This is a genomic window from Curtobacterium sp. AG1037 (assembly GCF_003349855.1).
Lineage (GTDB): Bacteria > Actinomycetota > Actinomycetes > Actinomycetales > Microbacteriaceae > Curtobacterium > Curtobacterium citreum.
In genome coordinates this window covers 173747-200480 of the sequence record NZ_QQAO01000003.1, presented here as the reverse complement: position 1 = coordinate 200480, position 26734 = coordinate 173747, and the positions used below count along the sequence as shown (strand labels likewise).

At 72.1% G+C, this 26734-nt stretch carries 20 protein-coding genes, 1 tRNA gene and 1 other RNA gene; 16 read left to right on the top strand and 6 right to left on the bottom strand.

The window, feature by feature from the left end; translation table 11 throughout:
* Positions 1-49: 49 nt before the first annotated feature.
* From DEU32_RS05585 to rplL, 4 genes are all read left to right on the top strand, one after another.
* A complete protein-coding gene (locus tag DEU32_RS05585) occupies positions 50-790 on the top strand; it encodes a response regulator transcription factor (RefSeq protein WP_114849692.1) in 741 nt (246 codons plus the stop codon).
* Positions 787-2235, top strand: coding sequence for a cell wall metabolism sensor histidine kinase WalK (locus DEU32_RS05580; protein ID WP_114849691.1), 1449 nt, complete (start codon positions 787-789; stop codon positions 2233-2235). The genes DEU32_RS05585 and DEU32_RS05580 overlap by 4 nt, the downstream gene beginning before the upstream one ends.
* Before the next feature lie 268 nt (positions 2236-2503).
* The gene (gene rplJ, locus DEU32_RS05575; protein ID WP_058741931.1) at positions 2504-3019 is read left to right on the top strand and encodes a 50S ribosomal protein L10; all 516 of its coding nucleotides are present in this window, start codon (positions 2504-2506) and stop codon (positions 3017-3019) included.
* 51 nt (positions 3020-3070) lie between these two features.
* The gene (gene rplL / locus DEU32_RS05570; protein ID WP_114849690.1) at positions 3071-3454 is read left to right on the top strand and encodes a 50S ribosomal protein L7/L12; all 384 of its coding nucleotides are present in this window, start codon (positions 3071-3073) and stop codon (positions 3452-3454) included.
* A 171-nt stretch (positions 3455-3625) separates the two neighbouring features.
* Here rplL and DEU32_RS05565 read toward each other — a convergent pair whose 3' ends face one another.
* Both DEU32_RS05565 and DEU32_RS05560 read right to left on the bottom strand, forming a co-directional pair.
* On the bottom strand, positions 3626-4552 hold the full coding sequence (locus DEU32_RS05565; protein ID WP_114849689.1) for a hypothetical protein: 927 nt from the start codon (positions 4550-4552) through the stop codon (positions 3626-3628).
* Between the two features lie 184 nt (positions 4553-4736).
* A complete protein-coding gene (locus DEU32_RS05560; RefSeq protein WP_114849688.1) occupies positions 4737-6161 on the bottom strand; it encodes an APC family permease in 1425 nt (474 codons plus the stop codon).
* Positions 6162-6271: 110 nt separating this feature from the next.
* Between DEU32_RS05560 and DEU32_RS05555 the strand changes: the two genes are divergently transcribed.
* From DEU32_RS05555 to DEU32_RS05525, 7 genes are all read left to right on the top strand, one after another.
* A complete protein-coding gene (locus DEU32_RS05555; protein ID WP_258554789.1) occupies positions 6272-8158 on the top strand; it encodes an ABC transporter ATP-binding protein in 1887 nt (628 codons plus the stop codon).
* 365 nt (positions 8159-8523) lie between these two features.
* On the top strand, positions 8524-10743 hold the full coding sequence (locus DEU32_RS05550; protein WP_181819202.1) for an adenylate/guanylate cyclase domain-containing protein: 2220 nt from the start codon (positions 8524-8526) through the stop codon (positions 10741-10743).
* Positions 10740-12197, top strand: a complete 1458-nt coding sequence (locus DEU32_RS05545; RefSeq protein WP_114849686.1) for a mechanosensitive ion channel domain-containing protein — start codon at positions 10740-10742, stop codon at positions 12195-12197. The genes DEU32_RS05550 and DEU32_RS05545 overlap by 4 nt, the downstream gene beginning before the upstream one ends.
* Before the next feature lie 10 nt (positions 12198-12207).
* A complete protein-coding gene (locus DEU32_RS05540; protein WP_114849685.1) occupies positions 12208-13572 on the top strand; it encodes a cystathionine beta-synthase in 1365 nt (454 codons plus the stop codon).
* A gap of 61 nt (positions 13573-13633) precedes the next feature.
* Positions 13634-14779 (top strand): cystathionine gamma-synthase, encoded by a 1146-nt coding sequence (locus DEU32_RS05535; protein WP_114849684.1) that lies wholly within the window; start codon positions 13634-13636, stop codon positions 14777-14779.
* A 100-nt stretch (positions 14780-14879) separates the two neighbouring features.
* Positions 14880-16268 carry an MFS transporter gene (locus DEU32_RS05530; protein ID WP_181819201.1) on the top strand — a complete coding sequence of 463 codons (1389 nt, stop codon included), beginning with the start codon at positions 14880-14882 and terminating at the stop codon, positions 16266-16268.
* A gap of 11 nt (positions 16269-16279) precedes the next feature.
* A complete protein-coding gene (locus DEU32_RS05525) occupies positions 16280-16828 on the top strand; it encodes a substrate-binding domain-containing protein (RefSeq protein ID WP_258554803.1) in 549 nt (182 codons plus the stop codon).
* An 86-nt stretch (positions 16829-16914) separates the two neighbouring features.
* Here DEU32_RS05525 and DEU32_RS05520 read toward each other — a convergent pair whose 3' ends face one another.
* The gene (locus DEU32_RS05520) at positions 16915-17493 is read right to left on the bottom strand and encodes a TetR/AcrR family transcriptional regulator (RefSeq protein WP_114849681.1); all 579 of its coding nucleotides are present in this window, start codon (positions 17491-17493) and stop codon (positions 16915-16917) included.
* Between the two features lie 299 nt (positions 17494-17792).
* Between DEU32_RS05520 and DEU32_RS05515 the strand changes: the two genes are divergently transcribed.
* Positions 17793-19049, top strand: coding sequence for a multidrug effflux MFS transporter (locus DEU32_RS05515; RefSeq protein ID WP_114849680.1), 1257 nt, complete (start codon positions 17793-17795; stop codon positions 19047-19049).
* Between the two features lie 58 nt (positions 19050-19107).
* Positions 19108-21126, top strand: coding sequence for a helicase HerA-like domain-containing protein (locus DEU32_RS05510; protein WP_114849679.1), 2019 nt, complete (start codon positions 19108-19110; stop codon positions 21124-21126).
* A gap of 95 nt (positions 21127-21221) precedes the next feature.
* Here DEU32_RS05510 and DEU32_RS05505 read toward each other — a convergent pair whose 3' ends face one another.
* Both DEU32_RS05505 and DEU32_RS05500 read right to left on the bottom strand, forming a co-directional pair.
* Positions 21222-21866 carry a hypothetical protein gene (locus DEU32_RS05505; RefSeq protein ID WP_147281414.1) on the bottom strand — a complete coding sequence of 215 codons (645 nt, stop codon included), beginning with the start codon at positions 21864-21866 and terminating at the stop codon, positions 21222-21224.
* A gap of 332 nt (positions 21867-22198) precedes the next feature.
* A tRNA-Ser gene (locus DEU32_RS05500) sits at positions 22199-22286 on the bottom strand.
* Positions 22287-22408: 122 nt separating this feature from the next.
* On the opposite strand from DEU32_RS05500, the gene pta reads away from it, so the two are divergent.
* Positions 22409-24517, top strand: coding sequence for a phosphate acetyltransferase (gene pta, locus DEU32_RS05495; RefSeq protein WP_114849677.1), 2109 nt, complete (start codon positions 22409-22411; stop codon positions 24515-24517).
* Positions 24518-24569: 52 nt separating this feature from the next.
* Positions 24570-25766, top strand: a complete 1197-nt coding sequence (locus tag DEU32_RS05490) for an acetate/propionate family kinase (protein ID WP_114849676.1) — start codon at positions 24570-24572, stop codon at positions 25764-25766.
* 120 nt (positions 25767-25886) lie between these two features.
* Here the strand turns inward: DEU32_RS05490 and DEU32_RS05485 are convergent, their stop codons facing one another.
* A complete protein-coding gene (locus tag DEU32_RS05485) occupies positions 25887-26561 on the bottom strand; it encodes an NAD(P)H-binding protein (RefSeq protein WP_058743336.1) in 675 nt (224 codons plus the stop codon).
* A gap of 36 nt (positions 26562-26597) precedes the next feature.
* Here DEU32_RS05485 and ffs point away from each other — a divergent pair.
* Positions 26598-26694, top strand: an RNA gene (ffs, locus tag DEU32_RS05480) — signal recognition particle sRNA small type.
* The last annotated feature ends 40 nt before the right edge of the window (positions 26695-26734 follow it).

The window sequence follows — 26734 nt, the reverse complement described above, 5'->3', positions numbered from 1 at the left end:
GAGGGGTGCTGCACAGACGGCTCATAGGAATTGCTCGATACTCGAAGACGTGACCATCTCCCAGCCCGCAGCAGCCCCGCGTCTCTCCCGTGCCGACGGATCCCCGTTGCGCATCCTCGTCGTCGACGACGAGGCCAGCCTCACCGACCTGCTGTCGATGGCGCTCCGCTACGAGGGCTGGGACGTCAAGAGCGCGAACGGCGGGCAGGAGGCCCTCGCCACGGCCCGCGAGTGGAAGCCCGATGCGATGGTGCTCGACGTGATGATGCCGGACCTCGACGGGCTGCAGGTGCTCGGTCGGCTCCGGCAGAACAACGACGACACCCCGGTGCTGTTCCTCACCGCGAAGGACTCCGTCGAGGACCGGGTGACCGGGCTCACGGCCGGCGGCGACGACTACGTCACGAAGCCGTTCTCGCTGGAGGAGGTCGTGGCGCGGCTCCGCGGGCTCATCCGTCGGTCGCAGATCTCGATCTCCGAGGCCGGGGACTCCCGCATCGTCGTCGGCGACCTCGTGCTCGACGAGGAGTCCTACGAGGTCTCCCGCGCCGGGCGCCCGATCGAGCTGACCGCCACCGAGTTCGAGCTGCTCCGCTTCCTCATGCGCAACCCGCGCCGCGTGCTCTCGAAGGCGCAGATCCTGGACCGCGTCTGGTCCTACGACTTCGGCGGCAAGTCCTCGGTCGTCGAGATCTACATCTCGTACCTGCGCAAGAAGATCGACGCCGGCGAGACCCCGATGATCCACACCGTCCGGGGCGTCGGGTACGTCATCAAGCCGACGTCGTGACGCTCCGCCGCCGGCTCGTCCTGAGCATCGTCGCGCTCGTGGTCGCCGTGAGCGCGGTGATCGGTGCCGGCAGCATCCTCGCGCTCGCGTCCATCCAGCGCTCGGCGATCGACCAGCAGCTGCAGTACGCGACGAGCCGCGCGCAGCGGTCCGTCGAGCAGCAGGGCGGTGGCAGCCCCGGGATCGACATCGGCCGTCCGAGCGGGCAGGCCGCCGGCACGCTCACCGTCTACTTCCTGAACGGCGACGTGGCGGTCGGGACCGTGCTCGACAACGACGGGGCGGTCGACCGCATCGGCACGGACGTCGTCCGGCCGCTCGGCGGCGTGACCGTCGACGGACTCCCGCACACCGTCGACCTCGGCGGTGACCTCGGGCGCTACCGCGTCACCGCGGTGTCGCTCGGGACCGCGGTCCTGGTCGTCGGCCTGCCGATGGCCCCGGTGTACGAGAGCGTGTGGAAGCTCCTCGGCGTCGTCCTCGTCGTCACCGTGGTCGCGCTCCTCGTCGCGTCGTTCGTCGCGGCCGTCGTCGTCCGCCGGTCGCTCCGGCCGCTCGAGCGCGTCGCGGAGACCGCCTCGGCCGTGGCACGGATGCCCCTCGAGCGGAGCGACGCGCTCGACGGGGTCCGCGTCCCCGACACCGACCCCCGGACCGAGGTCGGCCGGGTCGGCACCGCGTTCAACCGGATGCTCGGGCACATCGGGAACGCCATGCAGGCCCGCGAGCGCTCGGAGCAGAAGGTCCGCCAGTTCGTCGCGGACGCCTCGCACGAGCTCCGCACGCCGCTCGCGTCGGTGCGCGGGTACGCCGAGCTCACCCGACGGATGGGCGGCGACCTGCCGCCGGACGTCGTCTACGCCATGGGCCGGATCGAGTCCGAGTCGCTCCGGATGACGAGCATGGTCGAGGACCTGCTCCTGCTCGCCCGGCTCGACGAGGGCCGCGAGGTCCAGTTCGCCGAGGTCGACCTGACCGGCCTGGTGTTCGACGCCGTCAACGACGCGCACGCCGCCTCGCCGGCGCACGAGATCGCCGTCGAGGTCCCGGACGAGCCCGTGGTCGTCCCCGGTGACGCGGCTCGGCTGCACCAGGTCATCGTCAACCTCGTCACGAACGCGCGGACGCACACCCCGGACGGCACCCGGATCACGGTCGGGTTGGCCCCGGCGGCCGGCGGTGTGGACCTGACCGTGCGGGACGACGGGCAGGGCATCGACCCGGAGTTCCTGCCGAAGCTGTTCGAGCGGTTCGCGCGGGCGGACAGCTCGCGGTCGCGGAGTGCGGGGTCGACCGGGCTCGGGCTCGCGATCGTCGACGCGGTCGTGCAGGCGCACGGCGGGACGGTGTCGGTCGCGAGCGTGCCGGGGGACACCGTGTTCACGGTGCACCTGCCGAGCACGCGTCCGGTCGTGCCCGCCGACGTGGTGGCGGCGACCGCCTGACGGGCTGGAGGCGCGGAGGGGGCCCGCCACGTGCCTCCCGTCCGTGGGTTGGTCGCCACCCTCGTCCTGTGGTACCGTTCTCGAAGCCAAAGACCGCCGGTCGTCTGTGCGCTCGCGCACAGACCGAAGGTCCTCACTCGTGGGGCAGCCAGCGCAGGTGTTCAGACCCTCTCCTCTTCACGGGGGAGCAGCTCCGAGCCTCTGCGCCGGAGCTTTTTCCATGTACGGGGTCCTGGGGCTAGCCGGCAAGAAACCCCCAAGGAGAACCATGGCGAACAAGGAAGCTGCGGTCGCCGAGCTCACGGATGCATTCCAGAGCTCGAACGCCGTTCTGCTCACCGAGTACCGCGGTCTCACGGTCGCGCAGCTCAAGGAGCTCCGCAACTCGATCCGTGAGCACGCCACGTACGCCGTGGTGAAGAACACGCTGACCAAGATCGCGGCGAACAACGCCGGCATCACGTCGTTCGACGACGAGCTCGCCGGTCCGTCCGCTCTCGCCTTCGTCCACGGTGACACCGTCGCCGTCGCGAAGTCGCTGCGTGCATTCGCCAAGGCGAACCCCCAGCTCGTGGTGAAGGGCGGTTACTTCGACGGTAACCCGCTCACCGCGACCGAGGTGGACAAGCTCGCCGATCTCGAGTCCCGTGAAGTCCTGCTCGGCAAGCTCGCCGGCGCCTTCAAGGCCTCGCTGTTCGGTGCTGCGTACCTGTTCCAGGCACCCCTCTCGCAGGCCGTCCGCACCGTGGACGCCCTCCGCGAGAAGCAGGAGTCCGCGGCCTGACCAGGCACGCGTTCATCAACCACACGTACTAGCTAGTAGTAGGAGAAAATCATGGCGAAGCTTTCGCAGGACGAGCTCATCGAGGCCTTCAAGGAGCTCACGCTCATCGAGCTCTCGGACTTCGTGAAGAAGTTCGAGGAGGTCTTCGAGGTCACCGCTGCTGCCCCCGTCGCGGTCGCCGCGGCCGGTGGCGCCGCTGCCCCCGCCGAGGAGGTCGAGGAGAAGACCGAGTTCGACGTCGTCCTCAAGTCGGCCGGTGACAAGAAGATCCAGGTCATCAAGGAGGTCCGTGGCCTCACGTCGCTCGGCCTGGGCGAGGCCAAGGCGCTCGTCGAGACCGCCGACGCCAAGATCCTCGAGGGTGTCAACAAGGAGACGGCCGACAAGGCGAAGGAGGCCCTCGAGGCCGCCGGCGCCACGGTCGAGCTCGCGTAGTTCCGACCTTCTGGTCACGAAGGCCGCTGCCCGTCGGGGTGGCGGCCTTCGTCGTGTGCGGGGCGCGGGGTGCGCGCGGCGGCGCGGGTCGGGCGGGAGTTCACGCGCTGAGCGACACTTCACGGCGGCAGGCGCGCGTGAAGTGTCGCTGAGCGCGTGAGGTGCTCCGGTTCACACTGGGACGCCGTGTGCGCGGAAGAGCGCTCGGAGTCGGTCGAGCTCGACCAGGTGCCACCACGTCGCCCGGACGACCGTACGGACGGCGGGCAGCGCCCGGACCCGGTCCTCGCGACGCTTCTCCGCCCAGAGCACGTCGCCGGGGTCGCGTCCGTCCAGCATCGTCGGGTCGACGTACTTCTGTCGCCCGTCGAACTCGACGACCACCCCCAGGGACGGGAACCAGAAGTCGAGCCGGTCGATCGTGCCGTCGGCGTGCCGTACCAGCGCCTGGCTCACCCACGGCGGCATGCCCAGCTCGACGAACCGTGCGGCGGCGAAGGACTCCCCGGCGGACTCGTGGAGCGGGTCGAGCGCATCGAGCACGGCGGCGGCGCGGACGGACCCACGGGCTGGCCGTCGGGGGACGTGCTGTTGCAGCTCGTCGATCCGGACCTGCCTGCGGCGGACGGCGGCATCGACGGCGACCGCTGCGACGTGCAGCGCGCACGACGTCGCGAGCATCACGGCCGTGTCGAGGGCCGAGGAGGCGGGAACGCCATCGAACGCCGCGGGGTCGACGGCGGTCCGCGGAACGCCGGGGTGACGGATGACACCAGCTCGGTGCTGGATGACCGTTGCGTTCGGATCGAGCACGTGGAGCCGATCGTCGACGTCCCCGATCCAGGGCCAGCCGTGGATCATCGCGGCTGTCCCGTGCGAGAAGACGGAACCGGGACGCAGCAGCGGCGCGACGGCACGGGCGCGGGTGAGATGTCGTTCGTGGAGGGCGAGGCCGTCCCACACGTCGCGCTCGATGAACACCCCGGGCAGCAGCCGCACGAGACTGTCCGCCGCGTGCCGACGCTGCAGGGTCCGAGCGGTCGCCGGGTCGGCGGGGGACGTCCGGAGGATCGGTGCGCGCTTCCGGTGTTCGTGCATGCGCCGATCGTGGCCGTGCCCGGGCGGGTCCGGGGTGTGATCGGCGGGACCGGTGCACGACCTCCGCAGCGACCGGCTGTGTGGAGGACGGATGTCACGGGCTCAGCGACAGGTCACGGGCTGACCGGCGCGTGAGGTGTCGCTGAGCGCGTGAGGACGCAGCAGGGCGCGGCCGCCGCGCGCGTCAGCGCAGGGTGCTGTGGCGGCGGCCGTAGGCCAGGTAGAGCACCACACCGGCGAGCATCCACAGCCCGAAGGCGATCCACGTGCCGGCTCCGAGGAACACGGCGAGCAGGACGCAGCAGAGCGTGCCGAGCACCGGGACGACCGGGAACAGCGGGACGCGGTACGAGCGCTCGAGGTCCGGCCGGCTGCGACGCAGGACGAGCACCGACACGTTGACGAGGGCGAACGCGACGAGGGTGCCGATGCTCGTGGCGTCGGCGAGCTCCCCGAGCGGGACGAGCGCCGCGACGACGGTCACGACGACGCCGACCACGAGGGTGCCCATGAGGGGCGTGCCGGTGCGGTGGGAGACCCGGCCGAAGAGCTTCGGCACGAGTCCGTCCCGCGCCATGGTCAGCAGGATGCGGGTCTGGCCGTAGAGCACGGTGAGCACGACGCTCGCGATCGCGATCACAGCGCCGACGGAGAACACGAGCGCGACCCAGGGCTGGCCGGTGACGTCGACGACGATGCGGACGAGCGAGGCCTCGTCGGCGGAGAACGACGTCCACGAGCGCGCTCCGATCGCGGCGATCGCCACGAGGATGTACAGCGCGGTGATGAGCGCGATCGATCCGATGATCGCGCGGGGGAGGTCGCGGCGGGGGTCCTTCGCCTCTTCCCCGGCGGTCGACGCGGCGTCGAACCCGATGTACGAGAAGAACAGGCGCGAGGCCGCAGCGGTCACGCCGGCGGCCCCCATGGGGGCGAGCGGTTCGAAGTTCTGCGCGCGGAACGCGGTGAACGCGACGACGACGAAGAACACCAGCAGGGCGATCTTCACGACGACCATCAGCGTGTTGACCCAGGCGCTCTCGCGGGCCCCGGGCAACAGGACCGCCGTCGCGAGCAGGACCAGGAGCGCCGCGGGCAGGTTGACGACCCCGCCGTCGCCGGGGGGAGCCGCGAGGGCCGTCGGCAGGTGCAGACCGAAGACGCGGAGGGTCTCGTCGACGTACTCGCTCGCGCCCACGGCCACGGCGGCCACGGACACCGCGTACTCGAGGACGAGGCACCAGCCGCAGACCCAGGCGATGCCCTCGCCCATGGTCGCGTACGTGTACGAGTAGCTCGACCCCGACGTCGGCACCGCGCCGGCCATCTCCGCGTAGGACAGCGCGGAGAGCAGCGCGGCGACGCCGGCCACCACGAACGAGATCCACACGGCCGGCCCGGCGAGGGGCACCGCGGTCCCGAGCACGACGAGGATGCCGGTGCCGAGGGTCGCGCCGACGCTGATCATCGTCAGGTGCCACAAGCCGAGCGAGCGGCGGAGCGGCGCACCGTCCACGCCGCGCGCGGCCTCGGCCTGCAGCTGCTCGATGGGCTTGCGCCGAGCGAGCTGCTGGCGGAGCGACGTGGGGCGGGTGGGCGCGGACGTCATGGGACCTCTGTGGAGCCGGGGAAGGGGACTGCTGATGGTCGCACGGCCCCTGAACGGGGTCAAATACGGGCCGCCCCGCCACTGTCCCCGGGCGGGGATAGGTTTGCCCCATGAGCATGGGCCACGGGATGCGACCGGGTACCGCGGGTGGGCCCCGCGGCGGTGGGCGCATCTCGAGCGGCGACGTCCGGGCACAGAAGGCCGCCAACGCCGAGGCACCGCGCATCCCGCACCTCGTCCGGCGGATCGCGGAACTGTTCGTGCCGCACCGCCGCGCCATCGTCCTGACGGTCGTGCTCGTGCTCGTCGGGGCCGCCCTGTCGGTGATCCCGCCGCTGCTCACCCAGCAGGCCTTCGACCGCGGACTGTTCCCGCCGGGTGGTCGCCCGGACCTGCCGGTGCTGTTCGAGCTCGTCGGCGGCATGATCGCCCTCTGGATCGCAAGTGCCGGCGTCGGCATCTGGCAGACCTACCTGACGGCGACCGTCGGCAACAAGGTCATGGGCGCCATGCGCATGCGGCTCTTCGGGCACCTGCAGCGGATGGAACTGGCGTTCTTCACCCGCACGAAGACCGGCGTCATCCAGTCACGGCTGCAGAACGACGTCGGTGGCGTCGCGAGCGTCCTCAACAACACGATCTCGTCCGTCCTCGGCAACACCGTCACCGTCATCGCCGCGATCGTCGCGATGCTGCTGCTGAGCTGGCAGATGACGCTCGTCGCGGTCGTCCTGCTGCCGCTGCTGGTCGTCGCCCAGCGGCGGGTCGGCCAGGTCCGCGCGCGGATCGCCGCGCAGACGCAGGAGTCGCTGTCCGACATGACGGCGATCACCCAGGAGGCGCTGAGCGTCTCCGGCATCCTGCTCGCCAAGTCCTTCAACCAGCAGCGCAGCGAGACGCAGCGCTACGGGGACGAGAACCGCAACCAGATCCAGTTGCAGGTGCGGCAGCAGATGTCCGGCCAGTGGTTCTTCGCCATCGTCCAGGTCTTCCTGTCGATCATCCCCGCGGTCATCTACGTGGTGGCCGCGTACCTGATCATCGGGAACGTGCCGATCACCGCCGGCACCATCGTCGCGTTCACCACGGTGCAGTCGCGGCTGCTCTTCCCGACCGTGGGCCTGCTGCGCGTCGTCCTCGACCTGCAGACCTCGGGAGCGCTGTTCGCCCGGATCTTCGAGTACCTGGACCTGCGTCCCGCCATCACCGACGCGCCGACCGCCCAGAAGGTCGACGAGCGCCGCGTCGGGCACGTGGCGTTCGAGGACGTCACCTTCGCCTACCCGGACGCCCAGGCCGACGCACCCACGTTGCAGCAGGTCTCGTTCGAGCTCGAACCGGGGCAGTTCGCCGCCTTCGTCGGGCCGTCGGGCGCGGGCAAGACGACGATCTCCTACCTGGTCCCTCGGCTGTACGAAGCGTCCTCGGGCTCGGTGCGGTTCGCAGGCGTAGACGTACGCGACCTGGAGCACGAGGACCTGATGCGTCACGTCGGCATCGTCAGCCAGGAGACGTACCTGTTCCACGCCTCGATCGGCGACAACCTCCGGTACGCCAAGCCGGACGCGACCGACGCCGAGCTCGAGCGTGCGGCACGTGCGGCGAACATCCACGAGACGATCGCCTCGTTCCCCGACGGCTACGACACCGTCGTGGGGGAGCGCGGCTACCGGTTGTCCGGCGGTGAGAAGCAGCGCATCGCGATCGCGCGGGTGCTGCTCAAGGACCCGCCGGTGCTCGTGCTCGACGAGGCGACGAGCGCGCTCGACTCCATCTCCGAGCACGTCGTCCAGACCGCCCTCGACACGGCGGCGGCCGGGCGGACGACGATCTCGATCGCGCATCGTCTCTCGACGATCCGGGACGCCGACGTGATCTTCGTGCTCGACCACGGGCGGATCGTCGAGCGCGGGACGCACGACGAACTGCTCGACCGTGACGGCGTGTACGCGGCGCTCTTCCGGCAGCAGAACGCCCCGGTCGACGCGGACCGCTGACCGCCCGGAGCCCACCGGCCCGCCCGCCGAGGCCTCCCGAGGCGCCCGCCGAGGCGCCACCGCGCACCGTCGAGTGAGCGGACGACGTCGCGCGCCGGAGACGCAGGCGACGTCTTCTGCTCACCGGAGGAACCGGCGGGGCGCCCCACGCGCTGCGGGCACCTGCGCGCCGCACCGGACGCGCCGGACGCGACCCCGTGCCTCCAGTCCGGACCCCGGCCCGTCCACCCGACGGCCGCCCGCCCGCCCGCGCGATGCGGCTAGCGGACAGCCGCGCCGAGCAGACAGCCGATCCCGCACCCGAGCACCCCTCACCTGGTAACCGTGGTCTGACAGCCCGCGCCTCGATCCACCAGGAGAACGACGTGACCGCAGTCCCACCGCAGCCCGATCCGATCCCGCCCGCGGCCGACGCGGCACCCGACGCCCCGCGCGTCGTCGAGGAGGCGCCGCGGCGCCGACCCGCCCTGCGCGGCCTGTTCTCGCGGGGGTCGCTGGACATCCAGTCGAAGCTGCTCGTGATGCTGCTCGGGGTGAGCATCGTCGCGGCGCTGGTCGTCGGCGCGGTGGGCTACCTGAACGGCCGGTCTTCGTTGCAGACCGCTGCGACGAACCAGGTGACGTCCCTCCGTGAAACGCGGATCACCGAGCTGCAGCGTTCGTTCTCGCAATTCACGCAGACCGTGGTCGCGCAGACCCGGAACGCGAGCGTCGTGGGCGCGACGAAGGCCTTCACGGCCGGGTGGCAGGACCTCCGGCGTCAGCCGGTGACCGACGCGGACCGGGCGAAGGTCGACGGCTGGTACCGCGACACGTTCGTGCCGCAGCTCGACGCCCGCTCCGGCGAGACCGCGAACCCGGAGCAGTTCGCCCCGACGACGGACCCGCAGACCTACCTGCAGGCGCGGTACACGGCGCCGTTCACCGACTACGACGAGGCGATCAAGGAAGACGACGCGGGCGACGGCAGCGCGTGGTCGGCCGCGCACGCGGAGTACCAGGAGTACTTCCGGCAGGCCACCGAGACCGTCGGCTACGACGACCTGCTGCTGATGGACACCGACGGGAACGTCGTCTACTCGGCGTACGGCGGCGCGGACCTCGGGACGGACCTGGACGACGGGCCGTACCGGGATTCGAACCTGGCGTCCGGCTACCAGGACGCCCTCCGGCTGACGAGCGCCGACGACTTCGTGGTGACCGACTTCGCGCGGTACGTCCCGAGCCTGAACGTCCCGACGTTGTGGGTGATGTCCCCGGTCGGCGACCAGGGGAAGATCATCGGCGTGATGGCCGTGCAGGTGCCGGTCGAGCTCGTGAACAGCGTCATGACCGGCAACGAGGGTTGGAAGGGCGACGGGCTCGGGGACACCGGTGAGTCGTACCTGGTCGGCGCCGACCACCTCATGCGGTCGTACCCCCGCCAGCTGCTCCAGCACCCCCGGCAGTACGAGCAGGACGTCGTCGCCGCGGGGACGGCACCGTCCGTCGCGGAGCGGCAGCTGGCCGTGAAGGGGTCGGTGCTGCTCCAGGAGGTGGACTCGACCGCGGCGTCCCGGGCGCTGCAGGGGAAGACCGGGACGGTGATCGGCACCGACTACCGCGGCAAGGAGGTCCTCGCCGCGTACGCGCCGCTCGAGGTGGACGGCCTGCGGTGGGTGGTCGTCGCGCAGACCGACACTGCCGAGGCGTTCGGCCCGGTGAACGACTTCACCCGCAACCTCGGGCTGTCCCTCGTCGGGATCATCGTGCTCGTCAGCCTGCTCTCGCTGCTCCTCGCGCAGGTGTTCGTGCGCCCGGTCCGACGGCTGCAGACCGCCGTGAACCGGGTCAGCGCGGGCGAGCTCGGGGTCGAGGTGCGCACCCGTCCCGGAGACGAGATCGGCGACCTCGGGGTGGCCTTCAACGACATGAGCCGGAGCCTGCAGGTGAAGCAGGACCTGCTCGACGAGCAGCGGCGGCAGAACGACGCGCTGCTCCTCACGATGATGCCGGCCGACGTCGCCGAGCGGTACAAGCAGGGTGACGACACGATCGCGGCCGACCACCAGGACGTGGCCGTCGTCTACGCGGACCTGGTCGGGTTCGACGACTTCGCGCGTGGCCTGTCCGCCGAGGAGAGCCTGTCGCTCGTCAACGACCTGTGGCGGTCGCTGGACGAGGCGGCGAGTCGGTACGGCGTCGAGCGGGTGCGCACGACGCGGGCGGGCTACCTGGCGTCGTGCGGCCTGAGCGTTCCCCGGGTCGACAACGTCCGGCGGATGGTCGACTGGGCGGAGGAGTCCCAGCGCGTCGTCGACCGCTTCAACGCGCAACACGGCTCGCGCGTGGGCCTCCGCGCCGGCATCGACACCGGGCAGGTGACGAGCGGGCTCGTCGGCCGGTCGAAGCTCGTCTACGACATGTGGGGCGACGCGGTCAGCCTGGCGTACCGCGTGCAGGGCATCGCACCGGCCGCCGGCGTCTACGCGACGCAGCGCGTGGTCGACAAGCTCGGCGACCGCGACGGCCTGGTCGACGCCGGCGAGGTCCGCACCCAGAGCGGCACGCAGCGCATCTGGAAGCTCGAGCAGGTGGCGTCGTGACCGCGTTCTGGGAGCAGTCGTGGTTCTGGCCGTCGATCGCGGTGATCGTCGGCCTGCCGGTGCTGCTGCTCGTCCTCACCGAGCTGCAGTCCTCGCTGCAGCGCCGGCACAACCCGATGCACAAGGTCATCGGGCTGCTCCGGAACGCGGTCGTGCCGATCATCGCGATCCTGGTGCTGTCCGTGCAGGTCACCGATGCGGTGGACCCCGGCCAGCCGGTCGTGAACCAGGTCATCGCCTCGGTCCTCGGGTTCCTGGTGATCGTGTTCGTGCTGAACGGGTTGAACGTCCTGCTCTTCACGAACGCCCGCGCCGGGTCGTGGCGCGAGAAGGTCCCGTCGATATTCGTCGACATCGCCCGGATCGTGCTCATCGCGCTCGGGCTCGCGCTCGTCTTCAAGATCGTCTGGGGCGCCGACGTCGGCGGGATCTTCACCGCCCTGGGTGTCGGGTCGCTCGTCATCGGCCTCGCGCTGCAGTCCGCGGTCGGACCGGTCATCGCGGGACTCTTCCTGCTCTTCGAGCAGCCGTTCCGGCTCGGCGACTGGCTCGACGTGGGCGGCACCCGTGGCCGGGTCGTCGAGGTGAACTGGCGGTCCGTGCACATCGACACCGGGGGTGGGATCCTGGTCACCCCGAACTCGTCGCTCGCCGGTGCGTCGTTCACGAACCTCAGCCGGACAGGAGGCACGTTCCCGGTCACGACGTCCGTCACGTTCACGACGGACGACGCCCCGGCGGCCGTGGTCGCGCTGTTGCAGCGCACCGCAGCGGCCCTGCCGCAGCTCGCGCGGGACACCGCGCCGGCGGCTGAGCCGGCCGGCGGCGCGGCGTACACGGTGTCGTTCGAGGTCGGCGGCCCGTCCCAGGAGGGACCGGCGCTCGCGCAGTTCCGGACGTGGCTCTGGTACGCCGCCCGCCGTGAGGGCTTGGCACTCGACGGCGACGGGACGGACGACCACGCGAGCGAGGAACGGCGGGACGCGGCGCTCGCCGCGGTGGCGCCGATCCTGTACCTCGGTGACGAGGACCGCGCGGCGCTCGCCCCTGCCGTGCGGCTCGAGCGCTACGCGGCCGGCGAGGTGATCGCCCGCCCCGGCGTCGTGCCGACGGTGATCCGGTTCGTCCTCAGCGGCAGCATCGAGCTGCGGGTGCCGTTCGACGGGACGCAGCTCCTGGCGACGAAGGTGGAAGCCGGCGACTACGTCGGGCAGACGGCCCTGACCCGCGAGGTCGTGCAGGCGTTCCAGGTGGCGACCACCGAGGTGTCCGTGCTCGCGGTCCCGGCCCCGGTCCTCGACGCGATCGTGCAGCGGACCCCGCGCCTGGCGAAGGACATCAGCGCCGTCATCGACCGCCGTCACCAGGACGTCCAGGACGTCCTGCAGGCCCAGGAGCAGGTCCGCCTGCAGTCCCGCGTCGCATCCCAGCGGGTCGCCGGGGGAGCCGCCTAGACTCGGCCGCGTGCGTTACGCGAACTCGGTCGTCGACCTCGTCGGCGACACCCCGCTCGTCCGTCTGAACCGCGTCACCGAGGGCATCCGGCCGACCGTCCTGGTCAAGGTCGAGTACCTGAACCCGGGCGGCTCGTCGAAGGACCGCATCGCGACGCGGATCATCGACGCGGCCGAGGCCTCCGGCGACCTGCGCCCCGGCGGGACGATCGTCGAACCGACTTCCGGGAACACCGGGGTCGGGCTCGCGCTCGTGGCCCAGCAGCGCGGGTACCGGTGCGTGTTCGTCCTGCCGGACAAGGTCGGCGAGGACAAGCGGAACGTCCTCACCGCGTACGGCGCCGAGATCGTCGTCACCCCCACCGCGGTCCCGCCGGAGCACCCGGAGTCGTACTACTCGGTGTCGGACCGGCTCGTGCGGGAGATCCCCGGCGCCTACAAGCCGAACCAGTACGCGAACCCGAACGGCCCGCGGAGCCATTACGAGACCACCGGTCCCGAGATCTGGCGCGACACCGAGGGGCAGATCACGCACTTCGTCGCCGGCGTCGGCACCGGGGGCACCATCTCCGGCACCGGCCGGTACCTCAAGGAAGCGTCGGACGGACGCGTCCGGATCGTCGGCGCGGACCCGGAGGGCTCGGTCTACTCGGGCGGCACCGGGCGGCCGTACCTGGTGGAGGGCGTCGGCGAGGACTTCTGGCCAGCCGCGTACGACGCCGGGATCCCGGACGAGATCATCGCCGTGACGGACGCGGAGTCGTTCGCGATGACCCGCCGCCTGGCGCGCGAGGAGGGCCTGCTCGTGGGTGGGTCGAGCGGCATGGCCGTGGTCGCCGCGCTCCGGGCCGCGCAGGACCTGACCGAGGACGACGTCGTCGTGGTGCTCCTGCCGGACAGCGGCCGTGGCTACCTCGGCAAGATCTTCAACGACCGGTGGATGCGCTCGTACGGCTTCGCCGAGACCGACGACGCGCGGACGGTGGGGTCCGTCGTCGCGGGCAAGGACGGCCGTCTGCCGGACCTCGTGCACGCGCACCCGTCGGACACCGTGCGGGACGTCGTCGAGATCATGGCGACGTACGGCGTCTCGCAGATGCCGGTCCTGAGCGCCGAACCGCCCGTCGTGATCGGCGAGGTCGTCGGTGCCGTCGCCGAGAAGGACCTGCTCGAGCAGGTGTTCACCGGCGCGGCCGCGATGACCGACGCGGTGTCCGGCTTCGTCGGGGACCCGCTCCCGCTCATCGGCACGGGGGAGTCCCTGTCCGCGGCCCGGCGGGCGCTCGAGTCCGTCGACGCCCTGCTCGTCGTCGACGACGGCAAGCCGGTGACCGTGCTGACCCGGCACGACCTGCTGACCTCCCTGTCCGAGTGACCCGGGCCGCGCACCGACGCGCCCCCGACCACGACCCCGAGCTGCAAGGAACCCCGATCGCATGACCGAGTTCGACACCCGTGCCGTCCACGCCGGCCAGGACCCCGACGCCACGACCGGCGCGGTGATCCCGCCCATCCACGTCACGAGCACCTACGTGCAGGACGGCGTGGGGAACATGCGGAACGGCTACGAGTACTCGCGCGGCGGCAACCCGACGCGGGACGCCCTGCAGACGCTCCTCGCCGACCTGGACGGCGGCGTCGCGGCGTACTCGTTCGCGTCCGGGCTGGCCGCCGAGGACGCCCTGCTCCGCGCGTACCTGGAGCCCGGCGCCCGCGTGGTGATGGGCAACGACGTCTACGGCGGGACGCACCGCCTGGTGAACCGGCTGCACGTGCCGTGGGGCGTCGAGCTCGTCGTCGTCGACATGAGCGACGTCGACCGGGTCCGCGCCGCGCTCGAGGGTGCCCCCGCGAAGACCGTCCTGTGGGTCGAGACCCCGACGAACCCGCTCATGAAGATCGCCGACATCGCGCTGCTGTCCGAGGTCGGGCACGCCGCCGGTGCGCTCGTCGTCGTGGACAACACGTTCGCCTCGCCGTACCTGCAGCAGCCGCTCGGGCTCGGCGCCGACGCGGTGTCGTACTCCACGACGAAGTACCTCGGGGGCCACTCCGACGTCGTCGGCGGTGCGGTCGTGCTGCGGGACCAGGAGTTCGCGGAGCAGGTCGGCTTCCTGCAGTTCGGTGCGGGTGCGATCGCCTCGCCGTTCGACGCCTTCCTGACCACCCGCGGCATCAAGACGCTGCCGCTGCGGATGGAGCGGCACTCCGCGAACGCGCAGGCCGTGGCCGAGGCGCTCGTGTCCGCCCCGGGTGTCGAGCGCGTCTTCTACCCGGGCCTCGCCGACCACCCCGGGCACGACGTCGCCGCGAAGCAGATGCGTGGCTTCGGCGGCATGCTCTCGGTCGCGCTGACCGGCGGCCCCGCGGCAGCGAAGCGGTTCGTCGAGTCGACCGAGGTGTTCACGCTCGCCGAGTCGCTCGGCGGGGTCGAGTCGCTCATCGGCTACCCGAGCGAGATGACGCACGCGTCCGTCAAGGGCACGGAGCTCGCCGTGCCGGAGAACGTCGTCCGCCTGTCGGTGGGCATCGAGGACGCCGGCGACCTGGTCGCGGACGTCCTGCAGGCGCTGGCGCGCTGACGTCGCGGCGCGCTGACGCGCGCTGAGGGCGGACTGGAGGATCGTGGCGGCGCCGCCACGATCCTCCAGTCCGTCCGTGGTCACCGGTAGCGTGACCCGGGTGAGCAGCGTGGCGACGACGACCGGGATCCTCAGCGGGCGCTACGCGCTCGCGACGATCGGCATGGTCGCCATCGTGGGCGTCGCGGCGTTCCAGAACCTGGCGATGACCACGGTCATGCCGGAGATCAGCCGTGACCTCGACGGCGAGACGCTGTACGCGCTCGCCTTCGCGGCACCCCTCGCCGCGGGTGTCCCCGGGATGGTGCTCGCGGGGAACTGGACGGACCGGTCCGGCGGTCGTGTCGTCGCGTGGGTCTCGGCCGCGCTCTTCGCGCTCGGCACCGCGGTCGTGATGCTGGCGCCCACGATGGAGGTGTTCCTCGTCGGGCGGCTCGTCGAGGGCTTCGGTGCCGGGGCGATCGACGTCGTGCTCTACGTGCTCGTCGCACGGATCTTCCCAGCCGAGCTGCACGGTCCGGTGTTCGCCGGGTTCGCCGCGGCGTGGGTCGTCCCGGCGCTCGTCGGCCCGGCGGTCGCGGGGATCGTCACCGAGACGTGGGGCTGGCACTGGGTCTTCGCCGGGGCGCTCGTCATCGCGGTGGTGTCGTTCGCCCTGCTCGTGCCGACCCTCGGGAAGCTGCACGCCCCGGCCGCCGCGCTCCGACCGGTGTGGCAACGCACCAGGATCGGCTGGTCCGTCGGGGCGGCGATCGCGATCCTGCTCCTCAACGTCGCCCCGGACCTCGGCCCGTGGCCGCGCGTCGCGGCGGTCGTCGTCGGGGTCGTCGGCACGTGGGCGGCGCTCCGTCCGCTGCTGCCGACCGGGACGTTCCGTGCGGCGCCCGGGCTGCCGAGCGTGGTGCTCCTGCGGGGACTCGTCGCGGCGGCGTTCTTCGGGAGCGAGGCCTACGTGCCGTTCCTGCTGCAGTCGCGGCACGGTCTGTCGGCGTCGACGGCGGGCCTCGCGCTGACCGTCGCCGCCCTGAGCTGGGCCGGTGCCAGCTGGGTGCACGGACGGGTCGGCGAGGAACGCCTGACGGCCGCCAGGACGTTCGGTGTCGGGCTCGCCCTGGTGCTCGTCAGCCTGGTCACGGCGCTCGCGGTCGCCTGGTTCGACCTGCCGTGGTGGGTGCTCGTCGTCGGCTGGTTCGTCGGCGGCGCCGGCATGGGCGGGCTGTACCCGCGGGCGTCGATGCTGACGCTGCGCTTCTCGGGCGAGGGCGACGACGGGTTCGCGAGCTCGGCGCTGACGATCGCGGACGCCTCGGGCAGCGTCGTCGGGCTCGCGGTCACCGGGTTGCTGTTCGTCGGCAGCGGGGGAGCGGACGCCGCGTGGTCGTTCCCGCTCGTGTTCCTCGCGATGATCGTGATCGCGCTGCTCGCCACCGCGGCGGTCCGACGGCTCGGCCCGGTGCCGCCGCCGGCGGGTGCCCAGCGGGTAGCGTGACGCTCGTGCGCATGCGGGTCGGGGCCGTCGTGGCGGTCGTGGTGGGGGCGACCCTCGTCGCCCTGACCGGTTGCCAGGGACCCACGACCGCGGCGCCGACGCCCGTGCAGAGCTCGGACCTGACCAGCTCGGACGGCGGCTTCGACCGGCACGCCGTGGTCGGGGTGGTCCTGCCCGCCGCGGACGGCTCGCTCGGCACGGCTCTGGGCGACCGGCTCGACGCGGCGGGGTTCCGGTCGGACGTCCGGCTGGCGCCCGAGCAGGACGGCGCGGCGGCCCAGCGCGAGGCGGTCGACGCGCTCGTCCGGGGCGGCGCGAAGGCGGTGCTCGTCCGCGCGGTCGACGCCTCGGCCCTGGCCGGGGTGCTCCAGACCGCGCACGACGCCGGCGTGGTCGTGGTGTCCCTCGGCGGTTCCCTGCCCGCGAGCGGGACCGGGGGCGACGGGGTGTCCGCCGACTACCGGGTGCCCGGCGGCGACGACGAGGACGCGCTCGTCGACACCACGGTCGACGTGGTGCGGTCACTGCAGCGCGGCGAGAAGCCGACGGTCAGCGACTGACGGTCAGCGACCGACGATCAGCGACCGACGATCAGCGACCGACGATCAGCGACCGACGGTCGCTGCTGTCGCCGGTGCCGCGGCGCTCAGTGCCACCAGGACGGGAACGACAGCGTGATCGTCTCGACGAGCGACCTCCGCGACCGCCGGGGCCCGGCGAGCCAGGCCTCGATCGCACCGACGAACCCCTGCGCGACGAACCCGGCCGCGACGTCGTCGAGCATGGTCGGGCGCTCGGTGGGGAGCTCGCGGATGTGCTGCGCGCTCGAGACGGTGAAGTGCTCGACGAGGAGCCGGTGGAGCGAGGCGTCCTCGGTGTCCGGGAGCCCCTTCGCGTAGATGTCCCGGTGGGACACCACGTGCTCGACGACCGCGTCGATCCCGCGACGGGTGATCCCAGCGAGCTCGTCGGCACTCGCACCACGGGCGGCAGCCGTCCGGCGGGCCTCGGCGTCGTCCTCGCGGATGCGGTCGAGCTCGGGCGTGAGCACGTCGGCGAGCAGCGACCCCGGCGAGACCGCGTGCGAGTAGAAGGTCGCACGGTTGATCCCGGCCGCGCGCGTGACGTCCGCGACGGTGATCGTGGACACGGGGCGGTCGGCGGCCAGCCGCAGGATCGCCTCGCGCAGGGCTGCGGTGGTGTGCAGGATCCGTGCGTCGACCACGGTCCCACCCCCTTCTCGCCGAGTCCGTTGCCCGGTCCGACCAGGTGTCGACGAGCACGGTCGACGCTACCGTACGGCGACCGCCCGGACGGGACGGAGAGCGCGGTGTGACGCGACGGATGTGGTGCGGGAGGTTCCGGGAGCGCTCACGCAGCCCGTAGGATGGTTCCGTGGGCGAATCGATTCGATTCGACTCGGCCGGGTCCGCCCGGTGCGACCCCGCTCTCCCGGCGCCGGGCAACCGCGGCGCCCGTGATCACCTCCCTCTCCCGTCTCTCCTGTCGAAGGACCGCTCGCTCGTGACCGCGCCCGCCACCACTGGTCCACTCCGCGTCGTGCTCCACCCCGGTGACTCGCTCACCCGGGGTCAGCGCCTCGTCTACGTCTTCGTGCTCGGCGCGCTCACCGCGCTCGGGCCGTTCACCATCGACCTCTACCTGCCGGCGTTCCCGTCGCTCAAGGAGCAGTTCGGGGTCTCCGACGGCGCCGTGCAGCTCACGCTCACGGCGACGACGCTCGGGTTCGCGGTCGGCCAGCTGCTGGTCGGCCCGTGGAGCGACAAGGTCGGTCGTCGCCTGCCGCTCATCATCGCCACCACGGTGCACATCGCGGCGTCCATCGGAGCGGCCACCGCGCCGGACATCGAGCTGCTGGCCGTGTTCCGCGTCCTGCAGGGCATGGGTGCCGCGGCGGGTGGTGTCGTCGCGATGGCCACCGTCCGCGACCTGTTCGGCGGCAAGCCCCTCGTGCGCATGCTGTCGCGCCTGGCGATGGTGAACGGCCTCGCACCGATCCTCGCGCCGCTCATCGGCTCGCAGATGCTCCGCTTCACCAGCTGGCGCGGCATCTTCGTGTTCCTCGCCTGCTACGGCCTGGCCGTCGTGATCGCGTCGATCCTGCTCATCGTCGAGACGCTGCCGAAGGAGCGCCGGCACGAGGCCGGCCACTCCACCGTCGGCCAGCGGTACAAGGCGCTGTTCTCCGACCGGATCTTCGTCGGCGTCGCGCTCATCGGAGCGATGGTGTTCAGCGGCCTGTTCTCGTACCTGAGTTCGTCGCCGTTCCTGTTCCAGGGCGTCTACGGGCTCAACGCGCAGCAGTACGGACTGCTCTTCGCGGTGAACTCCATCGGCGTCGTCGTCGGCGTGCAGATCTCCTCGCGGATCGCGCAGCGTGTCGGCCCGCAGTGGATCCTCGCCTGCTCGACCGCGACCCTGTTCCTGGCGTCGGTCGCGATCATCGTGCTCGACGCGCTGGGTGCCGGACTGGTCGGCGTGCTCGTGCCGCTCTGGTTCTTCATCGCGGCGTGCGGCTTCTCGTTCCCGCTCGTCCAGGTGATCGGCCTCGCCGCGCACGGCAAGGAAGCCGGCACCGCCGCCTCGCTCCTCGGCGCCCTGAACTTCGGTGTCGCCGGGCTCATCTCGCCGATCGTCGGCTGGCTCGGCATCGAGACCGCGGCGCCGATGGCGGCCGTGATGGCGTGCACGGCGGCGGTGGCGATCGTCCTGCTCTGGGCCGTGGTCCGCCCCCGCACGGTCCCCGCCCTCACGCACTAGTCACTCCCCGTCGTCGTCCGGCCGGACCGGCGTCGGTCGGCGTCCGTACGCTGTGGCCATGAGCGACGACGCGGTGGAGCAGGCGAGAGCAGCGGCAGCGGCGGCGCAGGCCGCCGCCGAGGAGGCGCGTCGGCTCGCCGACGAGGCCGCACGGCGGGCCGAGGAGCTCGCCGCAGCGCTGAGCCGGACAGTGGCGGCAGCGCCCACCGAGCCGGCGGCGACGACAGCCGAGCCGGCAGCAGCGCCCACGGACCCGGCCACCCCGGCAGCCGAGTCGACGTCGTCCACAGGCACCGAGCCTCCCGTCCGGCCCGACACCCGACCCGGCGACCAGGCGACCCCGCCGCTCACCGCACCACCCGCCGGACCGCTCGGCGCCGACGCCGTGGCGGCCGTCCGTACCGGGTACGCCGTCGGCGGCACCGCCCTCGAACTCGGCGCGCTCGTCAACGGCGAGGCGCTGCCGGACGTCCAGGTCCGCATCCCGCTCGGCATGCTCAACCGGCACGGCCTCGTCGCGGGTGCCACCGGCACGGGCAAGACCCGCACCCTGCAGCTCCTCGCCGAGCAGATCGCCGCGGCCGGTGTGCCGGTGTTCGCGGCGGACGTCAAGGGCGACCTGTCCGGCTTGGCGACCCCCGGCCAGCCGAACGACAAGCTGCTCGCGCGCACGGCGGGCATCGGCCAGCAGTGGCAGGGCGTCGGCAGCCAGGCCGAGTTCTACGCCCTCGGCGGCGTCGGCACGGGTGTCCCGGTCCGGGCGACGGTGTCCGGGTTCGGGCCGCTGCTGCTCGCGAAGGTGCTCGGTCTCAACGAGACGCAGGAGTCGTCGCTCGGGCTCGTCTTCCACTACGCCGAGCAGGCCGGGCTGCCGCTCGTCGACCTGTCCGACCTGCGGAGCGTCCTGACCTACCTGACGAGCGACGCGGGCAAGGGCGAACTCGCGGACCTCGGCGGTCTGTCGAAGCAGACGGTCGGCGTGATCCTGCGCGAGCTCGTCACCTTCGCCGACCAGGGTGCCGACGCGTTCTTCGGGGAGCCGGAGATCGACACCGCCGAGTTCCTCCGGACGGCCCCGGACGGCCGCGGGATCGTGAGCCTGCTCGAGGTCCCCGGCGTGCAGGACCAGCCACAGCTGTTCTCGACGTTCCTGATGTGGATGCTCGCAGACCTGTTCAACGAGCTGCCCGAGGTCGGCGACCAGGACAAGCCGAAGCTCGTGTTCTTCCTCGACGAGGCGCACCTGCTGTTCACGGGTGCGTCGAAGGACTTCACCGAGCAGGTCGTCCGCACCGTCCGGCTGATCCGTTCGAAGGGCGTCGGCGTGTTCTTCGTCACGCAGACGCCGAAGGACGTCCCGAACGACGTGCTCGCGCAGCTGGGGTCGCGCATCCAGCACCAGCTCCGCGCCCACACGCCCGACGACGCGAAGGCTCTCCGTGCCACGGTGTCGACCTACCCGACGAGCGAGTACGACCTCGGCGAGGTCCTGACCTCGCTGGCGACGGGTGAGGCGATCGTCACCGTGATGAACGAGCGTGGTGCGCCCACGCCGGTCGCGTGGACGCGCCTGCGCGCGCCGCAGGGCTCCATGGAGCCCCTGCCGGGGGCCGACCTGGAGGCCCGGGTCACCTCGTCCCCGCTCCTCGCCCGGTACGGCACCCGCGTCGACCCCGACTCGGCGCACGAGATCCTCGCGCGCCGGATGGAGGCCGCGGCCGCCGAGGCCGCCGCCGCGGAGGCGGCGGAGCACGCCGCGTCCGCGCAGGCCGAGGCCGAGAAGCAGGCGGCGCGGGCCGCCGCGGCAGCCGCGAAGGAGGCGGCGGCACGGGCGAAGCAGGACGAGCGAGAGCGTCGGGCCGCGCAGCAGGAGTACGAGCGCACGCAGCGGGAGTTCGAGCGCGCGGAGCGGACGGCCGAGTCGCGGCGGAGCGATCGCTCGCCACGGTCGTCGCGGACGTCGACCTCGCGGCGGTCGGGGGACCCGCTGTCGGACCTGCTCGGTCCGGGGCTCGGCGGGACCATCGCCAAGGAGGTCGTGAAGGGGATCTTCTCGACCCTGCGACGCCGGCGCTGAGGGGCCGCGCTGACCATCGGCGAGCTCGGGTGGCGCGGTCGGTCAGCGTGCTCGTCGGGCGCTGATCGGTCAGCGTGCTCGGGCGGCGCGGACGGTCAGCGTGCGAGGAGTCCGATCGTCTCGACGGCGAGGACCCCGACGACGAGGGCGGCCGCAGCGCCACCCGCGACCGCGACGCCGGCACGACGCTCGTACCAGGCGCGGCTCGACGGCCAGCGGCGGGCGACCTCGCGTGCCGGCAGGACGCGGCCTTCGCGGTCCACCTGGACGTCGAGCACGTCGACCACGCGCTCGAGTGCCGCGTCGCCCCAGACGTCGCCGCGCATGCGGAACAGGTGCTCGTCGTCGGCGTCGAACGCCAGGAGCGTCCGGACCGGGCGGTCGGCCGTCCCGTGCTGCGTCGTCACGAGGACGAGGTGGTGCACCCGGGCCCGCGGGATGCGTCGGTTCGCGGTGACCACGCCGTGCAGCACGACGTCGTCCTCGTCGATCCCGAGGAACGTCGAGCCGAGCCGAACGAACAGCACACCGGCCAGGACGGCGAGGAGCACGACGAAGCCGGCCACGAGCGACCACCAGCGCATCGGGAGGGTGACCCAGACCAGCGCGACGACGAGTGGGACGGCGGAGCAGACGACGCTCAGGGCGGTGGAGCGGACCAGTGCGCGACGGGGCCGGAGCACCGTGTCGAACACCGGCGCGCGCAGTCGTCCCGTCGCCGGTACCGTCGCGTCCCCCACGTAGGTCTCCTCGCCCTCGGGTGCGCGGGCAGCGTCGACCGCACGCCCGTCGGGCGACGCCCCTGCCGCCCGGTTGCACCGTGTCCGACCCGTCCCGGGGTCGTCCGTGAGCACAGACTAGGGCCTCGGCGGGGCCGGAGGACAGTGCGTTCCACTGCGCAGCGGCGTGTTCCGGCCACCTCGTTGCGGACGGGGGGCACAGCCGTCGGCCTGACGGGGGACACGGGCGTCGACGGGCGCCACCGGAACGACGAAGGGCACCCGCTCGGCGGGTGCCCTTCGTCGTTCTTGACCGGTACGTTCCTGGCCGGAACGCTCCTGGTGGGAGTTGCTGGCGGAGAATGGGGGATTCGAACCCCCGAGGGCTTGCACCCAACACGCTTTCCAAGCGTGCGCCATAGGCCACTAGGCGAATTCTCCAGGCGACATCTCGCGATGACGACACCCCATGGTACAGGTTCCCGAGGGTGTGGATGACCACGAGCCTCCACAGCCCCGCCGGCTCCCAGAGGGCCCGTCGAGCGCGCGACTACCCTGGAGGTGTGTCGACCCGCATCTACATCACGTCAGCAGAGGGGCACACCGGCAAGAGCACCGTGGCCCTCGGTGTCCTCGAGACCCTCGCCCGATCCGTCGGTCGCGTCGGCGTGTTCCGACCCGTCGCCCGGTCGGTCGCCGAGCCCGACTACGTGCTCGAGCTGCTCCTGCAGCACACCGCCGTCGGGCTCTCGTACGACGAGGCCGTCGGCGTCACCTACGACGACGTCCACGCGGACCCCGACGCCGCGCTCGGCACGATCCTGTCCCGCTTCGCGCAGGTCGAGCGGCAGTGCGACGCGGTCGTGGTCCTCGGGTCCGACTACACCGACGTGGGCAGCCCGACGGAGCTGTCCTTCAACGCGAAGGTCGCGGCGAACCTCGGGGCGCCCGTGCTGCTCGTGCTCGGCGGCCGCGACTCCGCCGAGCGGGGGGCGCGCACGGCCGAGGCGATGGCGCAGGTCGCCGACGTCACGACGAGCGAGCTCCGGGCGGCGCACGCCCAGCTCCTCGGCGTGGTGGTGAACCGTGCCGACCCGGACGCGCTCGCGGCGATCGTCGCGAGCGTCGAGCACGCGGTGCGCGACGTCCACCCCGACACGCCCGTCTGGGCCATCCCCGAGGACCGCGTGCTCGTCGCACCGACCGTCCGTGCCCTGCTGCAGGCGACCGGCGCGACGCTCGTCCGTGGGGACGAGGCCCTGCTCGACCGCGAGGCCCTGGGCACCGTCGTCGCCGGCATGAGCATGGAGAACGTGCTGCCCCGGCTCATCGAGGGCGGGATCGTGGTCGTGCCGGGGGACCGCAGCGACGTGCTGCTCGCCACGGTGCTCGCGAACCAGTCCGAGACCTTCCCGAGCCTGGCCGGTGTCATCCTGAACGGCGGGTTCGAGACCTCGCCGCAGATCACCCGCCTGCTCGAGGGCCTGTCGAGCTCGCTGCCGATCGCCCGGAACGACCTCGGCACGTACGACACCGCGCTCCGGATCACCCACACCCGCGGGCGGCTCGCGGCGGACTCCCCGCGGAAGGCCGACCTCGCGCTCGCGCTCTTCGAGCAGCACGTCGACGCCGACGCCCTGCGCGACCGGCTGCAGCTCACGCCGTCCGGCGTCGTGACGCCGCTCATGTTCGAGCACGGCCTGCTCGACCGGGCCCGCGGCTACGGCAAGCGGATCGTCCTGCCCGAGGGCGACGACGACCGCATCCTGCACGCCGCGTCCACGCTGCTGCAGCGTCAGGTCTGCTCACTGACGATCCTCGGCGAACCCGCCGCGATCCGTGCCCGCGCGACCGAGCTCGGGCTCGACCTCGAGGGTGCGCAGCTCATCAGTCCGTTCGACCCCGAGCTCCGCGAGCGCTTCGCCGAGGAGTACACCCGGCTGCGGGCGCACAAGGGCATGTCGATCGAGCTCGCCCGCGACACCGTCACGGACGTCTCGTACTTCGGCACGCTCATGGTGCAGCTCGGGTTGGCCGACGGCATGGTGTCCGGCGCGAAGCACACCACGGCGCACACCATCCGGCCGTCCTTCGAGATCATCAAGACCCGGCCGGACACGTCGATCGTGTCGAGCGTCTTCCTCATGGCGCTGGCCGACCGCGTGCTCGTGTACGGCGACTGCGCGGTGATCCCGGACCCGACGAGCGAGCAGCTCGCCGACATCGCGATCTCGTCGGCCGAGACCGCGGCGCAGTTCGGCATCGACCCGCGCGTGGCGATGCTCAGCTACTCGACCGGGGACAGCGGCACCGGGGCGGACGTCGACAAGGTCCGCGCGGGCACCGCCTTCGTGCGGGAGCGTCGCCCGGACCTGCTCGTCGAGGGCCCCATCCAGTACGACGCCGCCGCCGACCCGACCGTCGCGAGCACGAAGATGCCGGACTCGCCGGTCGCCGGCCGGGCGACGGTGTTCGTCTTCCCGGACCTGAACACCGGCAACAACACCTACAAGGCCGTGCAGCGCTCGGCGGGTGCCGTGGCCATCGGTCCGGTGCTCCAGGGCCTGCGCAAGCCGATCAACGACCTGTCGCGGGGCGCCCTCGTCGGCGACATCGTGAACACCGTCGCGATCACCGCGATCCAGGCCGGCACCGCGACCGACGCGGCCTGACCGACCGACCCGCACCGCGCCTCCAGTCCGTCCCGAGAAAGGCACCACCCCAGTGACCGCAGCCCTCGTCGTGAACTCCGGTTCGAGTTCGTTCAAGTACCAGCTCATCGAGCTCGAGGGCGAGCGCACGCTCGCCTCCGGGCTGGTGGAGCGCATCGGCGAGTCCGCCGGCGCGTGGAAGCACACGAACGCGGTGACGGGGGAGTCGTCCTCGAACGACGCCGCCGACGTCCCGGACCACGCGGCGGGCTTCCAGGCCATGCTCGACGCCTTCGCGAAGGTCGGCCCGTCGTTCGACGAGCACCCGCCGGCGGTCGTCGGCCACCGCGTGGTGCACGGCGGGACCACGTTCGACCGGGCGACGGTCGTGACGGACGAGGTCGAGGAGCAGATCGAGGCGCTGAACAGCCTCGCGCCGCTGCACAACCCGGCGAACCTCGAGGGGATCCGGGCCGCGAAGCAGGTCTTCGCCGACGTCCCGCACGTCGCCGTGTTCGACACCGCGTTCCACCAGACGATGCCGCCGCACGCGTACACGTACGCCATCCCGGCCGACCTCGCCGAGAAGCACCAGATCCGGCGCTACGGCATGCACGGCACGAGCCACAAGTACGTCTCCGAGCAGGCCGCCGCGTTCCTCGACCGCCCGCTGTCCGAGTTGAAGACCATCGTGCTGCACCTCGGCAACGGGGCCTCGGCCGCGGCGATCGACGGCGGCCGCTCGATCGAGACCTCGATGGGCCTGACCCCGCTCGAGGGCCTGGTGATGGGGACCCGCTCCGGCGACCTCGACCCCGCCGTCCTGCTGCACCTGCACCGCGAGGCCGGACTCGACTTCGACGAGCTCGACACGATGCTCAACAAGCAGTCGGGCCTGCTCGGGCTCACCGGCAACGGGGACATGCGGGACGTGCAGGACGCGGCGTCGCGCGGCGACGAGACCGCCGAGGCGGCGCTCGCCGTGTACCGGCACCGGATCCGCCGGTACGTGGGGGCCTACACGGCGCAGCTCGGTGGGCTGGACGCCGTGGTCTTCACCGCGGGCGTCGGGGAGAACAACGCGCTGCTGCGCCGGCGCGTGCTCGCGGGGCTCGAGCACCTGGGCATCGAGGTCGACGCGGACCGGAACGAGTTGGCCTCACGAGAGGCACGGCGCATCTCCACGGACGCGTCGCGTGTCGCGGTGCTCGTCATCCCGACGAACGAGGAGCTCGAGATCGCCCGGCAGTCGGCTGCGGTCGCGCTGTAGCTCGCGGCGGTCGCGCGCGAGACGCCCCCGAGTGCGCGAGACGCCCCCGGATCCGGGGGCGTCTCGACGGTTCGGGGGCGTCTCGGCAGCGCGGGGGGCGTCTCGTTCGTGCGGATCGGGTCAGCCGAGGGCGTGCAGGGCGGCGGGGATCGGTGTGTTGCCGCTCGTCACCTCGAACTGCACGCCGACCGCGGAGTCGTCGAGGAGCGCGTGCAGCACGACCGCGGCGACGTCCGCACGGGGGATCGACCCGCGCGGCACCGTGCGCCCGACGGCGACCGTGCCCTGCGGCGGTGTGTCGAGGAGCGCACCCGGACGGACGATCGTCCAGCGCAGGTTCCGCGCGCGGATGTTCGCGTCCGCCTCGGACTTCGCGCGCAGGTACACCTGGAAGACGTCGTCCTCGGAGCGGGCGGGCACGACGGCCCGCTCCGGGTCGTACGAGTCGGCCGCCATCGCCGAGATCATCACGTAGCGGTCGATGCCCATCCGCTCGGCGGCGTCGGCGAGGAGCAGTGCGGCGTCCCGGTCGACGGTCTCCTTCCGCTCCGCACCGCTGTTCGGGCCGGCACCGGCCGCGAACACCACCGCGTCGACCCCGCGCAGGCGCAGGGCGAGTTCGTCGTCGTCGACCTGCTCCAGGTCCACGACCAGCGCGGTCGCGCCCTGCTGCTCCACGTCGGCGCGGTGCGCGGGGTTCCTGATGACGGCGACGGCGTCGTGGCCGGCGTCGGTGACGAGGCGGGCGAGGAGCAGGGCGATCTGTCCGTGTCCTCCGGCGATGGCGATCTTCATGTGTCCGATACTGCCCGTCGCGTCCGGTAGACTTCCGGAGGCTCCTCACGTGACGCCATCCAGGCCAACTCCCCCAGGGCGGAAACGCAGCAAGGGTAACCGGGCTCTGGCGGGTGCGTGAGGAGTCTTCTTCGTTCCCGGAAGGGGTGTGACCCGACGCCGTCCACAGGCTC

Coding starts and splice junctions, on each gene's coding strand:
- rplJ (WP_058741931.1), top strand. CDS start 2,504: ATGGCGAACAAGGAAGCTGCGGTCGCCGAGCTCACGGATGCATTCCAG.
- rplL (WP_114849690.1), top strand. CDS start 3,071: ATGGCGAAGCTTTCGCAGGACGAGCTCATCGAGGCCTTCAAGGAGCTC.
- DEU32_RS05565 (WP_114849689.1), bottom strand. CDS start 4,552: ATGCACGAACACCGGAAGCGCGCACCGATCCTCCGGACGTCCCCCGCC.
- DEU32_RS05560 (WP_114849688.1), bottom strand. CDS start 6,161: ATGACGTCCGCGCCCACCCGCCCCACGTCGCTCCGCCAGCAGCTCGCT.
- DEU32_RS05555 (WP_258554789.1), top strand. CDS start 6,272: ATGAGCATGGGCCACGGGATGCGACCGGGTACCGCGGGTGGGCCCCGC.
- DEU32_RS05535 (WP_114849684.1), top strand. CDS start 13,634: ATGACCGAGTTCGACACCCGTGCCGTCCACGCCGGCCAGGACCCCGAC.
- DEU32_RS05525 (WP_258554803.1), top strand. CDS start 16,280: ATGCGGGTCGGGGCCGTCGTGGCGGTCGTGGTGGGGGCGACCCTCGTC.
- DEU32_RS05510 (WP_114849679.1), top strand. CDS start 19,108: ATGAGCGACGACGCGGTGGAGCAGGCGAGAGCAGCGGCAGCGGCGGCG.
- DEU32_RS05485 (WP_058743336.1), bottom strand. CDS start 26,561: ATGAAGATCGCCATCGCCGGAGGACACGGACAGATCGCCCTGCTCCTC.